Annotated in this window: 17 protein-coding genes and 1 tRNA gene; 3 read left to right on the forward strand and 15 right to left on the reverse strand. The window is 30.7% G+C overall.

All coding sequences use genetic code 11. The annotated features are described in order from the left end of the window. Positions 1-230 precede the first annotated feature (230 nt). On the forward strand, positions 231-857 hold the full coding sequence (locus KM800_RS02430) for a site-specific integrase (protein WP_330655494.1): 627 nt from the start codon (positions 231-233) through the stop codon (positions 855-857). A 106-nt stretch (positions 858-963) separates the two neighbouring features. Here KM800_RS02430 and KM800_RS02435 read toward each other — a convergent pair. Continuing rightward, positions 964-1,038 (reverse strand) — tRNA-Glu (locus KM800_RS02435). A 238-nt stretch (positions 1,039-1,276) separates the two neighbouring features. Here KM800_RS02435 and KM800_RS02440 point away from each other — a divergent pair. After that, entirely contained in the window at positions 1,277-1,927 is a 651-nt protein-coding gene (locus tag KM800_RS02440; RefSeq protein ID WP_217811647.1) for a metal ABC transporter ATP-binding protein, read from the forward strand. 23 nt (positions 1,928-1,950) lie between these two features. After that, positions 1,951-2,757 carry a metal ABC transporter permease gene (locus tag KM800_RS02445; protein ID WP_017752751.1) on the forward strand — a complete coding sequence of 269 codons (807 nt, stop codon included), beginning with the start codon at positions 1,951-1,953 and terminating at the stop codon, positions 2,755-2,757. A gap of 139 nt (positions 2,758-2,896) precedes the next feature. Here the strand turns inward: KM800_RS02445 and KM800_RS02450 are convergent, their stop codons facing one another. From KM800_RS02450 to cbiD, 14 genes are all read right to left on the reverse strand, one after another. Continuing rightward, entirely contained in the window at positions 2,897-3,193 is a 297-nt protein-coding gene (locus KM800_RS02450; protein WP_017752753.1) for a DUF2325 domain-containing protein, read from the reverse strand. Between the two features lie 70 nt (positions 3,194-3,263). Beyond that, positions 3,264-3,890: a DUF3793 family protein gene (locus tag KM800_RS02455; RefSeq protein ID WP_217811648.1), complete on the reverse strand. Its 627-nt coding sequence runs from the start codon at positions 3,888-3,890 to the stop codon at positions 3,264-3,266. Positions 3,891-4,083: 193 nt separating this feature from the next. After that, positions 4,084-4,935: a YitT family protein gene (locus tag KM800_RS02460; protein ID WP_217811649.1), complete on the reverse strand. Its 852-nt coding sequence runs from the start codon at positions 4,933-4,935 to the stop codon at positions 4,084-4,086. Between the two features lie 416 nt (positions 4,936-5,351). Next, positions 5,352-5,867, reverse strand: coding sequence for a cob(I)yrinic acid a,c-diamide adenosyltransferase (locus tag KM800_RS02465; protein WP_254906442.1), 516 nt, complete (start codon positions 5,865-5,867; stop codon positions 5,352-5,354). Further along, positions 5,860-6,720: a kinase gene (locus KM800_RS02470; RefSeq protein ID WP_217811650.1), complete on the reverse strand. Its 861-nt coding sequence runs from the start codon at positions 6,718-6,720 to the stop codon at positions 5,860-5,862. Before KM800_RS02470 ends, KM800_RS02465 begins: the two co-directional genes overlap by 8 nt. A gap of 4 nt (positions 6,721-6,724) precedes the next feature. Continuing rightward, on the reverse strand, positions 6,725-7,501 hold the full coding sequence (locus KM800_RS02475) for a cobalt-precorrin-6A reductase (protein ID WP_217811651.1): 777 nt from the start codon (positions 7,499-7,501) through the stop codon (positions 6,725-6,727). Continuing rightward, on the reverse strand, positions 7,498-8,349 hold the full coding sequence (locus KM800_RS02480) for a sirohydrochlorin cobaltochelatase (protein WP_217811652.1): 852 nt from the start codon (positions 8,347-8,349) through the stop codon (positions 7,498-7,500). The genes KM800_RS02475 and KM800_RS02480 overlap by 4 nt, the downstream gene beginning before the upstream one ends. A gap of 19 nt (positions 8,350-8,368) precedes the next feature. Further along, positions 8,369-9,094, reverse strand: a complete 726-nt coding sequence (gene cobJ / locus KM800_RS02485; protein WP_217811653.1) for a precorrin-3B C(17)-methyltransferase — start codon at positions 9,092-9,094, stop codon at positions 8,369-8,371. A gap of 26 nt (positions 9,095-9,120) precedes the next feature. Beyond that, positions 9,121-10,116, reverse strand: coding sequence for a cobalt-precorrin 5A hydrolase (gene cbiG, locus KM800_RS02490; protein WP_217811654.1), 996 nt, complete (start codon positions 10,114-10,116; stop codon positions 9,121-9,123). Beyond that, positions 10,097-10,873: a precorrin-4 C(11)-methyltransferase gene (gene cobM / locus KM800_RS02495; RefSeq protein WP_217811655.1), complete on the reverse strand. Its 777-nt coding sequence runs from the start codon at positions 10,871-10,873 to the stop codon at positions 10,097-10,099. Before cobM ends, cbiG begins: the two co-directional genes overlap by 20 nt. Before the next feature lie 16 nt (positions 10,874-10,889). Next, entirely contained in the window at positions 10,890-11,567 is a 678-nt protein-coding gene (locus KM800_RS02500) for a cobalt-factor II C(20)-methyltransferase (RefSeq protein WP_217811656.1), read from the reverse strand. Positions 11,568-11,587: 20 nt separating this feature from the next. Next, positions 11,588-12,151 carry a precorrin-6Y C5,15-methyltransferase (decarboxylating) subunit CbiT gene (gene cbiT / locus KM800_RS02505; protein ID WP_217811657.1) on the reverse strand — a complete coding sequence of 188 codons (564 nt, stop codon included), beginning with the start codon at positions 12,149-12,151 and terminating at the stop codon, positions 11,588-11,590. Further along, the gene (gene cbiE, locus KM800_RS02510; RefSeq protein ID WP_217811658.1) at positions 12,151-12,783 is read right to left on the reverse strand and encodes a precorrin-6y C5,15-methyltransferase (decarboxylating) subunit CbiE; all 633 of its coding nucleotides are present in this window, start codon (positions 12,781-12,783) and stop codon (positions 12,151-12,153) included. Before cbiE ends, cbiT begins: the two co-directional genes overlap by 1 nt. A 13-nt stretch (positions 12,784-12,796) precedes the next feature. Then, positions 12,797-13,876 (reverse strand): cobalt-precorrin-5B (C(1))-methyltransferase CbiD, encoded by a 1,080-nt coding sequence (gene cbiD / locus KM800_RS02515; RefSeq protein WP_217811659.1) that lies wholly within the window; start codon positions 13,874-13,876, stop codon positions 12,797-12,799. Positions 13,877-13,878: the final 2 nt, after the last annotated feature.

A 13,878-nucleotide genomic window follows, 5' to 3' on the forward strand; every position in this document is an offset into this window, starting at 1 on the left:
TCTACTTTATTGACTTAGATCCACTTCTATGAGACATATTCTTCACTCCTGTTGTTAAAGTTGTTGTGGTAAATAATTTATACAACAAAAAGTGAGTTTTGTCTCTATTTTTTATGAAATTTTCTTACTGTAAATATATGCTATGAAATCTTCTCATTTATAGTAAGATAGTTATACCAGAACAAAATGTTGCTAAAAAAGATGAAATAAAAATATTTACAGACGGAGAAATTTCTCAATTAGAAAAAGTTCTAAGAACTAGTCGATTAAAATGCTTGATATTAACAGCATTAACTACAGGGTTAAGACAAGGCGAGCTTCTAGCTCTTACATGGGATGATATAGATTTGGATAAAGGTGAAATAAGTGTTAATAAATCTATAAAAAGAGTAAACATCATAAAATCTGATGATTCAAAAGAAAACAAAATATTGATTCAACCACCAAAAACTATAAATAGTAATAGAGTTGTTCCTATTCCATCAGAATTAATCCCAATTTTAAAACAACATCATTTGAAACAGAAATTAGAAAAAATTAAAGCTGGTGAAGAATATGAAGATAAAAATCTTGTTTTTCCTACCGCACTTGGAAAACCTATAGATGCCAAAAACTTATTTAGAAGCTATAAAAACTTATTAATAAAAGCAGGTATAGAACATAAAAAATTTCATTGTTTAAGACATACTTATGCCACAAAATTATTTGAAGCTGGAACTCCCCTTAAAACAGTCCAAGCTCTATTAGGGCACAGCAACATAAAAACCACAGCTGATATTTATACTCATGTAATGCCAAAACAAAAAATTGATGCTGCAGAAAAATTAAATTCTATATTAAGACTTAAAAGTAATTAAAATTACTACAACTATACATATCCATCTAAAACTAATGTGTTAAAAATGCGTTAAACACAAAAATACGAGTGTCTTGAAAGCCTTCAAAACACTCGTATTACTCAATTGGTAGTCCCTAGGAGGATCGAACTCCTGATTTCACCGTGAGAGGGTGACGTCTTAACCACTTGACCAAGGGACCTCATCACAAAACCGACATTTAATATTATATATCCATCCTATACATTAGTCAATACTTATTTTAATTTTTTATAAATTACTTTAGTACGTAATCACATTTATAATTTCAACCTATATGTTATATAATTTTAAATTTAGTAAAAAAGTTATATAAACTTATTATTGCAAACAATTCGCAAATAGATATATAATATTACTTGAGTAATTCTTATTACATAATATTTCGAAGGAGAATCTTTATGATCAATATAGATAATTTAACTTTTTCCTATACTGGAAAGCCTCCATATCCTATAAAAAATTTATGTTTGAATATGGAAGATGGAAGCTACACTTCTATTCTAGGGGAAAATGGAAGTTCGAAAACTACATTGATAAAACTTATACTTGGATTGTTAAAACCTATAAAAGGCAATATTAAATTAAATACTGACAAAATAGGATATGTTCCCCAAAGGCTTGAAAGTTTCAATTCTCAATTTCCAATTACGGTCTTTGAAGTATTGAATGTTCATAGGAAAGTATTAAAAATAAAGGATACTGATGTACTAGACGAGTGTCTTGAATCTGTAGGCATGGATAAATTTAAAAACAGTTTGATAGGAAATTTGTCAGGAGGTCAGATGCAAAAAGTTTTTATAGCTAGATCTCTCATGGGTAACCCGGAACTTCTAATATTCGATGAACCGTCTACAGGCATAGATGTAAACAGCCAAAAAGAAATATATAGATTAATAACCCATTTAAACAGATGCCATAATATAACCGTAGTTGCTGTAGAACACAATCTAAATGCAGCTATAAATAATTCTACACACATATATAAAATGGGCGGTAATATTTGCAGTATGTACACAATTTCAGAATATAAAAAATCGGTAAATTTTTGATTGAATTAAATTGGAGGTATTAAATGTTACAATATGGTTTTATGCAAAATGCTATAATTGCAGGTATATTTATAGCTATACTATGCCCTGCTGTAGGAGTATTCTTGGTATTGAAAAGATATTCCATGATGGGTGATTCACTGTCACATTCATCACTTGCAGGAGTGGCACTAGGCGTTGTATTTGGATATAATCCAATAATAACAGCATTTATATTTACTGCCATAGCTGGTCTCATAATAGAATTCCTGAGAAGTTATTATGAAAAATACTCTGAACTCATACTTGTAATAGTACTTACATTTTCAGTGGGTATTGCCATTGTTCTAATAAGTACAGGTCAGGCAAATGCCAATGTAAATTCCTATTTGTTTGGCAGTATTCTTACTGTATCCGATAATGAACTGTACATTATTTTTATACTTAGCATAATTTCAGTTATTTCACTATCTCTATTCTATAGTAAATTACTTTACATAACATTTGATGAAATCGGAGCAAAAATAGCTGGTATAAATGTAAAATTTATAAATTACTTATTTTCCCTGCTTGTAAGTGCTACTATATGCGTATCCATTCGTATTTTGGGAATACTTGTAATCTCAGCAATGATAGCAATGCCTGTGGCTGCTTCTCTCCAATTAAAAAAAGGTTTTAAGACAACTCTATCTTTTTCCATCATGTTTGGATTTATAGATATAATGGGGGGATTATTCCTATCATATTATATTAATAGTGCACCTGGAGGAACTATTGCTCTTACATCAGTAATAATTTTAATTATGGTTTTAGCAGCAAAAAAACTTCTTTTAAATAAATCCACGGCTTAATCATTTATATATTTTAGACAAAAATATATACTAGTAAAATTCTATTTAAACATAAAATATTTAAAATAGAATTTACCAGTATATTTATAATTAATCATACTCAATAAAGTATTCTCCTAAATTATGAATTATTTACTGATTAAAAAGCCTTTGTTTGATTCTTGTACTGCTCTATGTTTTTGTACATACTTGACCATGACCGTTTTGAAAACATGACGGAAACATTATTTCTCCTTGATTCTTCTTTTACTATTTCAGTCATATTATGTCCAATAAAATCTGTAAGTATCAATACCAAATCCGTATTTTCAGGAATCTTTATTTTCCTATCCCCCTTTTTTCTTCCAGTAACATGCGCTATTTTATTGAAACCGTTCTTCTTTAATTTGTCCATAATATTTCCAAGTCGGTCTCCTCCCACAACTAGAATACTCATAAAATCTCCTCCTAATATATTTTTATAATTATATGATATTTACAACAATTCAGATAAATAATACGTATTATTATACATATGCTGCATCTTCTAAAATATCTATAAGCATAGATGGTGTTACACCTTGTATAACGTTTTTTGCTACATTATATCTTGCTTTATCATAATTTGCAAATATTTCTCTAGCAAGATTCAAGTCATTATATACTTTCCAATATCCGCACATAAGACATCTTTTTGATGGTTTTTCCATAAAACATATAACATCATCTAAGGGAAATCCTAGAAATACTCCGACTTCATGGGGACAGGCCTCTTTAAATCTCTCCTTTAAAATATACATGTTTTTGTATAAATCAAATTTTTCACTATAGCCAAATTTATTTAGGAATTTCATATGTTTATCAGAATATATTGCAGATTTGAGTTTATCAGAGTAATAAAATAATATAGTGATTGAATTTTGATTTTTCTTTAATTCAAAGAAGTTCAGATTATATTTTTCCAAGAAGATATATTTATATCTTTCCCAAAGTATGTTTAGATTTGCATTATTTTTCCCAAATGTTATTATTGAAGATGGTTTGTTTCCACTAAGTGTAGGTGCAATGCCATAGGATATTATTCCAAAAAGATATTCTGCATCATTCATGTTTTTTATTTTATTCATATATTTTTCTGTAATTATACTTGTCATAAATAGCATCCATCCTTTTAATATAGTTTATATTTATAATATTTCTAAATTTTTTAAAATTTATACTAAAACAGAAACTATATATGATACTGATTTTCAATATCAATTATAACTTATTTTCCTACTAATGTAAATACATAAAAAATTTTTTGCACAAAAAAATAAGCCTTACAGCTTATTTTCCATAATTTATTTAAAAAACCGCAGGTTTAAAACCCTTTCCTCTAACCTCGCTAGCATCCATAATCGACATTACTGCATGAGAATCTATATTTGAAATAAATCTCTTGGCCTCTTCAATCTGTCTTGAACTCATTATAGAGTATATAACCTTTTTCTTGCTGCCAGTATAGGCTCCTTCACCATATAAATAAGTAACTCCTCTTCCAAGTTTCTCAGCTATAACTTTTTCTACATCATTGCTATCTCTAGTTATAACAAACAATACCTTGTCCTTATCAAAACCTTGAATTATTTTATCTACTACTACCGAGTACATATACATTGATATCAAAGTATAAATTGCAATAGGTAAATTTCCCATAATCATGCCAAAAACAACTATTATAACATTTATTGTAAAAGTCATCTTCCCTACTGATATACCATATTTCTTTTTTATTGCAACAGCTATTATATCCGTTCCTCCCTGTGAGGCTCGTGACTTAAATATCAATCCGGCTCCGATTCCTGTGAGCACACCACTGCACAATGCGGATAAAAGTGGATCGGGCAAATAGTATAATTGATGTACTGTTTTGGTAAATATAAGTCCAAGTGACATAGATACCATACCTATGAAACTAAATATTCCGAATTCCTTATCTATAATTTTGAATCCAATTATAAATATTGGTATATTTATGACTATAACAAAATATCCTGAAGGTATGCTTGTTAAATATTCACATATAATTGCAATACCGGCTACTCCTCCACTTAAAAATTTATGGGGAATAATAAACATGTTAACTCCAATAGAATATATCAAACTTCCAAAAATAATAGTAACCACTCTAAGCAATTTTTTCTCAATGTCATTCATACTGCATCCCTCCAATAAATACGTTCTTTCCTTTATTGCAAATAGATTTTATTATATATTTATTTAAAGGTCAATGCAGTTAAATGTCTATTAATCTATATTTTCACTGATTTGAGGCCTAATAATGAATTAAATGTGTCAAGTATCCCTGTAGCTTTGTATAACTTATGAATACTCTTCTATCTAATAACTAAATATTTTGAATATTTTCTTTTATATATAAATTTAATTTTTAGCTTAATTTCTTTCATAATTGTTTTATGGTTAAACTTTACAACTACTTGTCATTCCTTTATTTTAGCCTTTTAACCACTGTAGGTCTTTTTTCTTCAAATATAAAATGAACTATTTAAATTCAACATATCATTATTCAAAATAGGCTCAATAATTTTTTTTAAATATTTTTTAGTTATTTTTTAGTTTTCTATTCCTAATCTTGCTTTAACGCCTTTAGTATAATAGTGCTTGATCTCTTTCATCTCTGTTACAAGATCTGCTCTCTCTATTACCCTATTATCAGCATACCTTCCTGTAATCACTACTTCTATGTTCTCGTTCTTATGATCCAGAAGGTCAATAACTTCATTTATGTCAACCAGATTATAGTATATGGCTATATTCAATTCATCCAACACTACTAAATCATATTTATCAGATTGAAGTATTGTCTTGATTCTTTTTAATCCAATTTGAGCTTTTTCTATATCCTGTTTAGTAGGATTCCCATGTATAAAGGCATCTCTTCCAAATTGCTCTATGGTAAGATTAGGTAATAACTCAGGAGCTTTCAACTCACTATAATCCATTCCTTTGGCAAATTGTCCAAAATAAACTTTTTTTCCTGCACATATAGATCTAAGACTCAGTCCAAGAGCAGCTGTAGTTTTTCCTTTTCCATTTCCAGTATACACATGAATATACCCTCTATCCAAAACAATCTCTCCTTTTTTTATAAAAACTGTATTTATCCAGTGTCTGAACACTATACACCTTTAAATTATTGCTATGAACTTTTAATTTTGCAACATTCATTTTTTCCATATCATCATATATTATACCTAAGATATTTCCACTATGTGCCCCTATTATTCCAATTCCACCCGTAGATTTACATATTGAAAATACAATATCAATAAAATCATAATACAATCTTTTCTGGTTTCTAACTATACTTTCAGTAGAAACATAGGAAAGTTTTTGCAGATCTTTTTCACAAATAGCCTGTCTAAGCACAGGTATCAAGTCCTCAACATTACTTAGATCATTCAATGCTCTACTGTTGAATTCTACTGTATCAACAGTTCTATTTCCTTCAAATGCCAATATATTGAGCTTAATATAGTCACCGAAGTTTTCTCTATATAATCCATATTTGTAATCAAATAGAGTCATATTACTAAATATAATACTATCTGTAGGTTCTATTTTTATGCATTGATGCAATAACTCTTTTTCATTATATTTCCTATTGAACATCTTGAGCAAACATCCGTAAATTGCACATAAATCCGCAGTACTTCCTGCCATTCCCTTGCCTTTTGGTATATTAGAATCAACATTTATACCAATATTTTCATAATACTTTTCACATTTCCATAATCTCATTATATTTTCAATAAAATCATATGACTTTTTCAAGTTTCTCTGACGTACTGGTTTTTTACATTCAAATAATCTAACCCTGGTATATATATTTATTGGAAATGACATCAATAAGTCCTTGTCTTGTACCTTTCCCTGAATTATCTCTCCAAAACTTCCAGGATAAAAAGCTGTAACTTCCATAATATTATCCTCTTAAAGTATATTTTCTAGTTATGTAATCTATCATTTCAAATACATCATTAAATACATTATCGTACTTCATCTTTTTCCTGTCTATTACAAATGCATAAGCATTCATGTGAAGGCATGCTTTCATTTTATCACAGGTGCCTCCTTTTAAGCCGCTATCTTTAAGTATAACAGCTTCTATATCATAATCTTTGATAAATGCACAGTTCAATTCATAACTTACAGGTCCTTTTATTGCAATTATATCTTCTATTTTTATGCCAAGCTCTGAACATTTTTTCAAAACATTTACTAATGGAAGAACTCTGTGAACTATTCTATTTTTTAATTTCATATCCAGCATCAACTGTAAGTTTTTACTTCCAGTAGTATCCAGTATATTTCCTTTTATTTTCAAAAGCTTTTTATGAAGTTCCTCATAGTCTTTCACTTCAATAAGTTTTTCATTGGATTTAAAATCATCAATGCAGGAAGGTCTTTCATACCTTATATATTCTATATTAAGTTGTCTGCAGGCTTTAATTGCATTTTGAGTTACATCTACAGCATAAGGATGGGATGCATCTATAAGCACGTTTATGTGCTTTTCTTCAAATATTTTAATAAAGCCATCAAAATCCAGAGGACTATGATTTAAATATTTATATTTGTAATCTTTTAAAAGGCTTCCTCCATATTCAGTTGCAGTTGATATAAATATATCGTCAGTAAAAGTATTTATTCTGGAAAGTATGTCTTTTCCCTCTGATGTTCCAAGAATCAAACCTATCATTTTATTTCTTCCCCCACCTTGTCTAAAGCACACAACTCTATTGGACTTGATTGTTCCATAAGTGGATCCCCATTTATAGAATCTCTTATATGATTTATATATATTTGGTGGAATGCTGTATTTTCTCCTAAACCATGTAAATACAGTTCAACTTTGAATCCCAATTTTTTCAGTCTGTTCTCCCATGAATTCTCACTGTCTCCTGACATGTCTTCAACTACATGATTCCCCGCTACAAGCATAAATGGCATGAGAATTATATCTTTTATATGCTGCTTTCTAAGTTTTAAAATTACATTTTCCAGTATTGGATATCCCTCAACAGTAGCTATAAAAATATTTTTAACTCCAGCATCTCCAAGTATATTCTCCATCATGGAATAACTTGCATTTATAGGATGACTTGACCCATGCCCCATCAATATTATAGCTTTCCCCTGATAATTTTCAGGTAGTTGTTTTTTTAATGCTTCTGCAGCTATTCTATAGTCTTCTTCCCTGTATAAAATAGGTCTTCCAATTACAAGTTTTTTAAATTTATGATTATACTTTTGTGAATATCTCAACATCTTGTCATATTCATCACCTGGAATTATATGCAATGGTTGAATGTACACCTCGTCAAATTTTTCTTCTTCCATTTTGGATAAAGCTTCATCTACTGTATCTATGCATATATTACTCTCTGTTTTCAATTTTGATATTATCCTATTTGAAGTAAAAGCTCTTCTTATTTCATAGTCTTTAAAAGCATTCTTTATAGAATTTTCAGTACTTTCTATACATGATTTAAGTATATTTAAAATACTGGTTCCAAAGCTTACTACAAGTATTCCTTTCTTACTCATAATTCTCTTCCTTTCGATATTAATTGATTTTGGTTTCATAACCTCTTGGAGTTATGAACTTGTCATTATCTATATAGCTTTTACTGTTTCCAATTATAACTATACTCATCATGTCTACTTGTTCATCGGAAAAATCTTTTATGTTGGTAAGTATTGTCTTCTGCCCCTGTCTCAGTGCATTTTTTACAACAGCCACAGGTGTTGTAGAAGATCTATAATTTTCTATAATACTTATACATTCTCTCAAATAATCAGGTCTTCCATTACTTTTTGGATTATAGAGTGATATTACAAAATCTCCTTCTGCTGCAAGTTTTACTCTCTTTTTTATAAGTTCATATGGTGTCATAAGATTACTTAAGCTTATACTGCAATTATCATGCATAAGAGGTGCTCCTACTACGGATGCAGCTGACAGAGATGCTGTAACTCCCGGTATTATTTCCACATTTGTATTTTTATCAAGTTGCAATATAAGTCCAGCCATACCGTATACACCTGAATCTCCAGTGCTTACTATAGACACGATTTTACTTTTAGAAAGTTCTATAGCCTTTTTGCACCTTTCAATTTCTCCCTTCATACCTGTTGAAAATATTTCTTTTCCCTGAATTAACTGTGATATCATTTCCAAATATTTATTATAACCTATTATTATTTCACTTTTCTTTATGGTATTTACCGCTCTCAATGTCATATTTTCAATGCTTCCTGGTCCAATGCCTACTATATATAATTTACCCAAAATTCAATCACCTTTTTCAATTAATTTTAAACAACGCTTTTCAATACACCAATACACAAAGTCATTCCATTCAACTTTAGCTTATCTGTCAATTGTTCCACTCCTGAAAGATAAGTACAGGGCTGACAAACTGACTTTACTCCTATGGTCTTTTCCACAAAGTCACTTCCTTGAAACTTGTGTTGTACCATCCTTATTTTTTCACGTGTAAATATACTGAGAGCACATTTGAAATAATCCTTCAGATATATTATTGCAGGTTCATATTGCTTTATATCTACTGTAGATACTGCAGCTACTGCCCTACTATCAATATTCTCAGATTTCAATACGGAAAGTATTGTATCTTTCATTATTTTTGGAGGAAAATTTTTTCTACATCCTATTCCAAGTACAATATCCTTTCGTATTAACTTCAACAATTTAATTCTATTATCTATTCCGCTTATTTCATTTCTATGTGTAATAATTACAATACCTCTTTGGTCATGAGATTTTTCTATATATCCTTTTGGGCATTGTATTATATTTCTTTCATCTTTAAATCCAACTTTTTCTCTATTCACCAAAAGTGCAGAAATATCTTTGGCAGACTTCAAACTGTCTATTATGAGATTATACTTTTTAGCCAGTAAATCCGGTGCTGTTACTCCAATGTTATCTGTTGCAGTAGTTATTACAGGAATTGCATTTATTTTACATGCTATTTCTCTTGTAAGTTCGTTGGCTCCTCCAAGATGACCACTTAGGAGACTTATTACAAACTTGCCGGAGCTGTCTATTACAACAACTGCAGGATCGATATCTTTTGATTTTATAAAATCTGATATGGCCCTAACTGCAATTCCTGTAGAACTTATAAATACAATTGCTTTATAATTGTGCATAACATACTCTGATATGTTCTTTAAATTAAAATCTTTGACGGCCTTTTTAGAATATATATGTGCATCATAATATTTTTTCAATTTTTCAGCTATCATATCTCCCGAATCAGTAACACTAACTATTCCTATTTTCATCTTTTGCCTTCCTGTATTCATGACTGAAGTTCTTATCATATAAAAGACTTTTGTCATAACTGCAGTCTATAAAATCCCCTACTAAAATCTGTGCAGTCTTTGTTATATTCTGCTCTTTCACTTTATCTGCTATATCTTCTAGAGTTCCTATTACAAATTTTTCATCATCCCAGCTTGCCCTTTGTACTACTGCTACAGGCACATTTCGCCCATATCCCCTTTTTAATTTTTCTACGACTTTATCTATCATTCCTACAGATAAAAATATGGCCATGGAAGCTCCTGTTCTGGCTAAATTCTCAAGATTTTCTCTTTCTGGAACAGGGGTTCTTCCTTCTACTCGCGTAAGTATTACAGTCTGGCTGACTTTTGGAAGTGTAAATTCCCTTTTTATAGAAGCTGCTGCTGCAGTAAAAGAACTTACCCCTGGTACTACTTCATATGGTATTTCAAGTTTTTCAAGTTCATCCATCTGTTCTTTTATGGCACCATATATGGAAGGGTCTCCTGTATGGAGTCTTACAATTTTCTTGTCTTCCATATAATAATTTTTAATTGTATCTATTACTTCCTGAAGTGTCATAGAAGCAGAATTGTATATTGCTGTATTTTCACCGCAAAATTCCATCTGTTGTTTTGATACAAGAGAGCCTGCATATATTACCAAATCTGCCTGTGAAAGTATCCTTCTTCCCTTTACCGTTATGAGTTCCGGATCCCCTGGCCCTGCTCCTATAAAATAAACTTTGTTTTCCATAATTCACCTTCTTCCACTATTCTCTGCTAGCTATTATAAGTGACATATAGTCACTATTTTCAAGTATTTCTTCTCTGGATCTAAGTACCCTCTGTCCTTCTCTATAAGCCCTTTTTATATATACATATGTAAATTTATTTTTTTCAAGAAAGTCCAGTACTTCTCTTTCCTTTCTATATACTTTCATTATAACTACAAATTTTTCATCCGTTAATTTGTCTATTTGAGAAGCCGGCATAATACAAACTCTTTCATTTCCAATTACAATTTTCTCCCCTGCAAGGCTTGCTGCAGCACAAAATGATGTTATTCCTGGAATTGTTTCAACCGTATATCCTTTTTCACTTATGTAATTCAACAAATATATATATGTACTATAGACAAATGGATCCCCTATAGTTAAAAATGCCACATCTTCTCCGTTCATAAGTCTTTGTTCAACTTCTCTAAAGGCATCAAATATCTTTTTTTCCTGTTCAGCTCCTCCCATTGGGAAATGCTGTACAATTATCTCTTTATCTTTTCCAATAAAATTTTTAGCAATAGACAATGCAGTGCTTTTTCCACCTTCCTTTGAAGAAGGTGCCATTATAACCTGACATTTTTTTATTGTATTAACTGCCTTTATAGTAAGGAGTTCTTCATCTCCAGGTCCCATACCAACTCCATATAAAGTGCCAAATTTATTTTTCATATCCAATTAAAAATCTCCTCTCATGAAAGCTTTACAGCAGTTACTATGAATATACTATTGTTTGAGGATATCATGCAACTCTTGCCCTTTATTCTATTTATGGAAACTTGAATGCAGTTCACATCATAATGCATAGAATCAAATAATTCTATTGTTTTACTTAAATTTTTCAGTGTAATAAAGTTTAAAACCATTCTTCCTTTTACTTTCAATTTTTGTCCATAGGTTTTTATTATATTATTTATGTTTCCACCGCTTCCACCTACAAATATTCCTGAAAAACAAGAGTCTATTTCAGATACAACTTCAATTGCCTCACCAATTACCACAGATAAATTGTGTATTTTAAATTTCTCCTTGTTTTTATATATTAGCTCAACAGCATCTGGATTTTTTTCAATGGCAGTAACACTTCCTTCAGGACACATCCTAGCAATTTGAATGCTTACGGAACCAGTCCCTGCTCCTATATCCAATACTTTGGAATCTGATTCTATATTCAATTTTGCAATACTGAGAATTCTGATTTCTTCCTTTGTCATAGGACTGCTTCCTCTTATAAATTCTTCATCTTCTATGTACATCAGCATTCTCCCTTCTTTAAAATATCCTGATTTTTTATAACTACTACTGATAATTTATTAAATTCCATATTCATTATCTTGTCTGGAGTTGCTGCAGTAATCTTTTCACTAGCATAGGAAAGATCTTCTCCTACATATATAAGTGCATCAATATGATTTTCATATAGCGTTTTGCCTATAACATCCGGTGAATTGCAATTGTCTGTAAGCCATATTGAAATTTCATTATGCTGTACTATGTGAACAATTTCCGCATTTCTTCCATGTACACTTCCCAAATAGGAATTTTGCCAGTTCATCTTGAGTTTTGACATCATATACTGAAAAGAACTTATTCCCGGAACAACTTCTATATTTTCTCCATAGTTCTTCTTCAAATAATCTGTTATACCATAAAACAGAGGATCTCCAGATGCGGCTACGGATATTGTTTTATATTTTGTTGAATTTACAAGTTCAATTATTTCACTTAGCCTGCACACTTTTATCTTTTTATTGCTTATAAAATTCAAGCTGTCCAAAGCTCTTGAGAAACCTATTATTACATCAGATTTATCCATAATTTCAACAGCTTTTGGCATAATATAATCTGCATTTCCAGGTCCTATTCCCACAACAAAAACCTTTGGCACAACGTTACCCTCCTCATAATTGTGAATTGTAAAGTACTCCTCGTTTCATTGAATACATTATGACTTCAACTTTAACTGTATTATGAGTATAAATCTCCATCCTGTTTCTTATTTTCTCACCTATTCTACTGTAAAGTTCATCATAACCGTCTCCAAGATAATTTACTGCTCCTTCTGTAGTCTTTTCACTGTATATTTTTCTAACAAGCTCTAAATTCTTTTCCATAAGTGCAAGTTCCAATGCCATGGTTTCCAGCCTTACATCACATACCCTACTGTGTGTATTAAAGCATCCCGATGCCACCTTGCACAGTTTACCTATATGCCCTACTACAAGAATTTTCTTTATGCCCTTGTTCATACACATGTTGAGTGCTTTTCCCAGATAATTTGACATGATTACCATTTTATTTTTATCCAGTTTAAGTTTGACTGCCATGTCTTCACCCATATTTCCAAATAGAAGTATTATATCCTTATATCCATTTGCTATTTTCTGGTTCATCTCAATTTCTATAGATTTTACAAGAGCTTCTTCAGACATGGGCATAACTATTCCTGTAGTTCCTAGTATGGATATTCCACCCATTATATTGAGTCTTGGATTAAATGTTTTTTTAGCAATTTTTTCTCCATGTGGTGCAAATATGGTTATACCTACTCCACAATTTTTAGGGAGTACCTCTTTAACTTCCTTTTCAATCATGCTCCTTGGCACAGGATTAATGGCAGCCTCTCCTTTTTTTACATATAGGCCATCTCCTTTAACTATACCTATGCCAATTCCACCTTTTAGAGCATATCCCTTCAATCTCTTTTCAGCCCTGGCCCAAATTTCCATGCCATCTGTAATGTCCGGATCATCTCCTGCATCTTTTATAACACAACATTCAACATGATTTTCAAAACATTTTATTTTAGATATTGGAATGAGAAGTTCTATTCCTTTTGGTGTATCTATTTTTATTTCCCTGCATCTGCCACCATAATATAATATTCTAGTGGCTGCCTTTGCAGCAGCTGCAGCACAGGATCCTGTAGTATATCCACATCTCAATTTTTTCCCATCACAATCAACATACATATCCAACATAT

Source organism: Clostridium tyrobutyricum (assembly GCF_019144085.1).
GTDB classification, from domain to species: domain Bacteria; phylum Bacillota; class Clostridia; order Clostridiales; family Clostridiaceae; genus Clostridium_B; species Clostridium_B tyrobutyricum_A.

What these genes read in the sequence shown, in the direction of transcription:
- cbiT (WP_217811657.1), bottom strand. Translation starts at nt 12,151, where the DNA reads ATGTACATAGAAGATGAAGAATTTATAAGAGGAAGCAGTCCTATGACA.
- cobM (WP_217811655.1), bottom strand. Translation starts at nt 10,873, where the DNA reads ATGGAAAACAAAGTTTATTTTATAGGAGCAGGGCCAGGGGATCCGGAA.
- KM800_RS02500 (WP_217811656.1), bottom strand. Translation starts at nt 11,567, where the DNA reads ATGAAAAATAAATTTGGCACTTTATATGGAGTTGGTATGGGACCTGGA.
- KM800_RS02440 (WP_217811647.1), top strand. Translation starts at nt 1,277, where the DNA reads ATGATCAATATAGATAATTTAACTTTTTCCTATACTGGAAAGCCTCCA.
- KM800_RS02460 (WP_217811649.1), bottom strand. Translation starts at nt 4,935, where the DNA reads ATGAATGACATTGAGAAAAAATTGCTTAGAGTGGTTACTATTATTTTT.
- KM800_RS02480 (WP_217811652.1), bottom strand. Translation starts at nt 8,349, where the DNA reads ATGAGTAAGAAAGGAATACTTGTAGTAAGCTTTGGAACCAGTATTTTA.
- KM800_RS02450 (WP_017752753.1), bottom strand. Translation starts at nt 3,193, where the DNA reads ATGAGTATTCTAGTTGTGGGAGGAGACCGACTTGGAAATATTATGGAC.
- cbiD (WP_217811659.1), bottom strand. Translation starts at nt 13,876, where the DNA reads ATGTTGGATATGTATGTTGATTGTGATGGGAAAAAATTGAGATGTGGA.
- KM800_RS02470 (WP_217811650.1), bottom strand. Translation starts at nt 6,720, where the DNA reads ATGGAAGTTACAGCTTTTTATCCTGGAAGTTTTGGAGAGATAATTCAG.
- cbiG (WP_217811654.1), bottom strand. Translation starts at nt 10,116, where the DNA reads ATGAAAATAGGAATAGTTAGTGTTACTGATTCGGGAGATATGATAGCT.
- KM800_RS02455 (WP_217811648.1), bottom strand. Translation starts at nt 3,890, where the DNA reads ATGACAAGTATAATTACAGAAAAATATATGAATAAAATAAAAAACATG.
- KM800_RS02445 (WP_017752751.1), top strand. Translation starts at nt 1,951, where the DNA reads ATGTTACAATATGGTTTTATGCAAAATGCTATAATTGCAGGTATATTT.
- KM800_RS02475 (WP_217811651.1), bottom strand. Translation starts at nt 7,501, where the DNA reads ATGATAGGTTTGATTCTTGGAACATCAGAGGGAAAAGACATACTTTCC.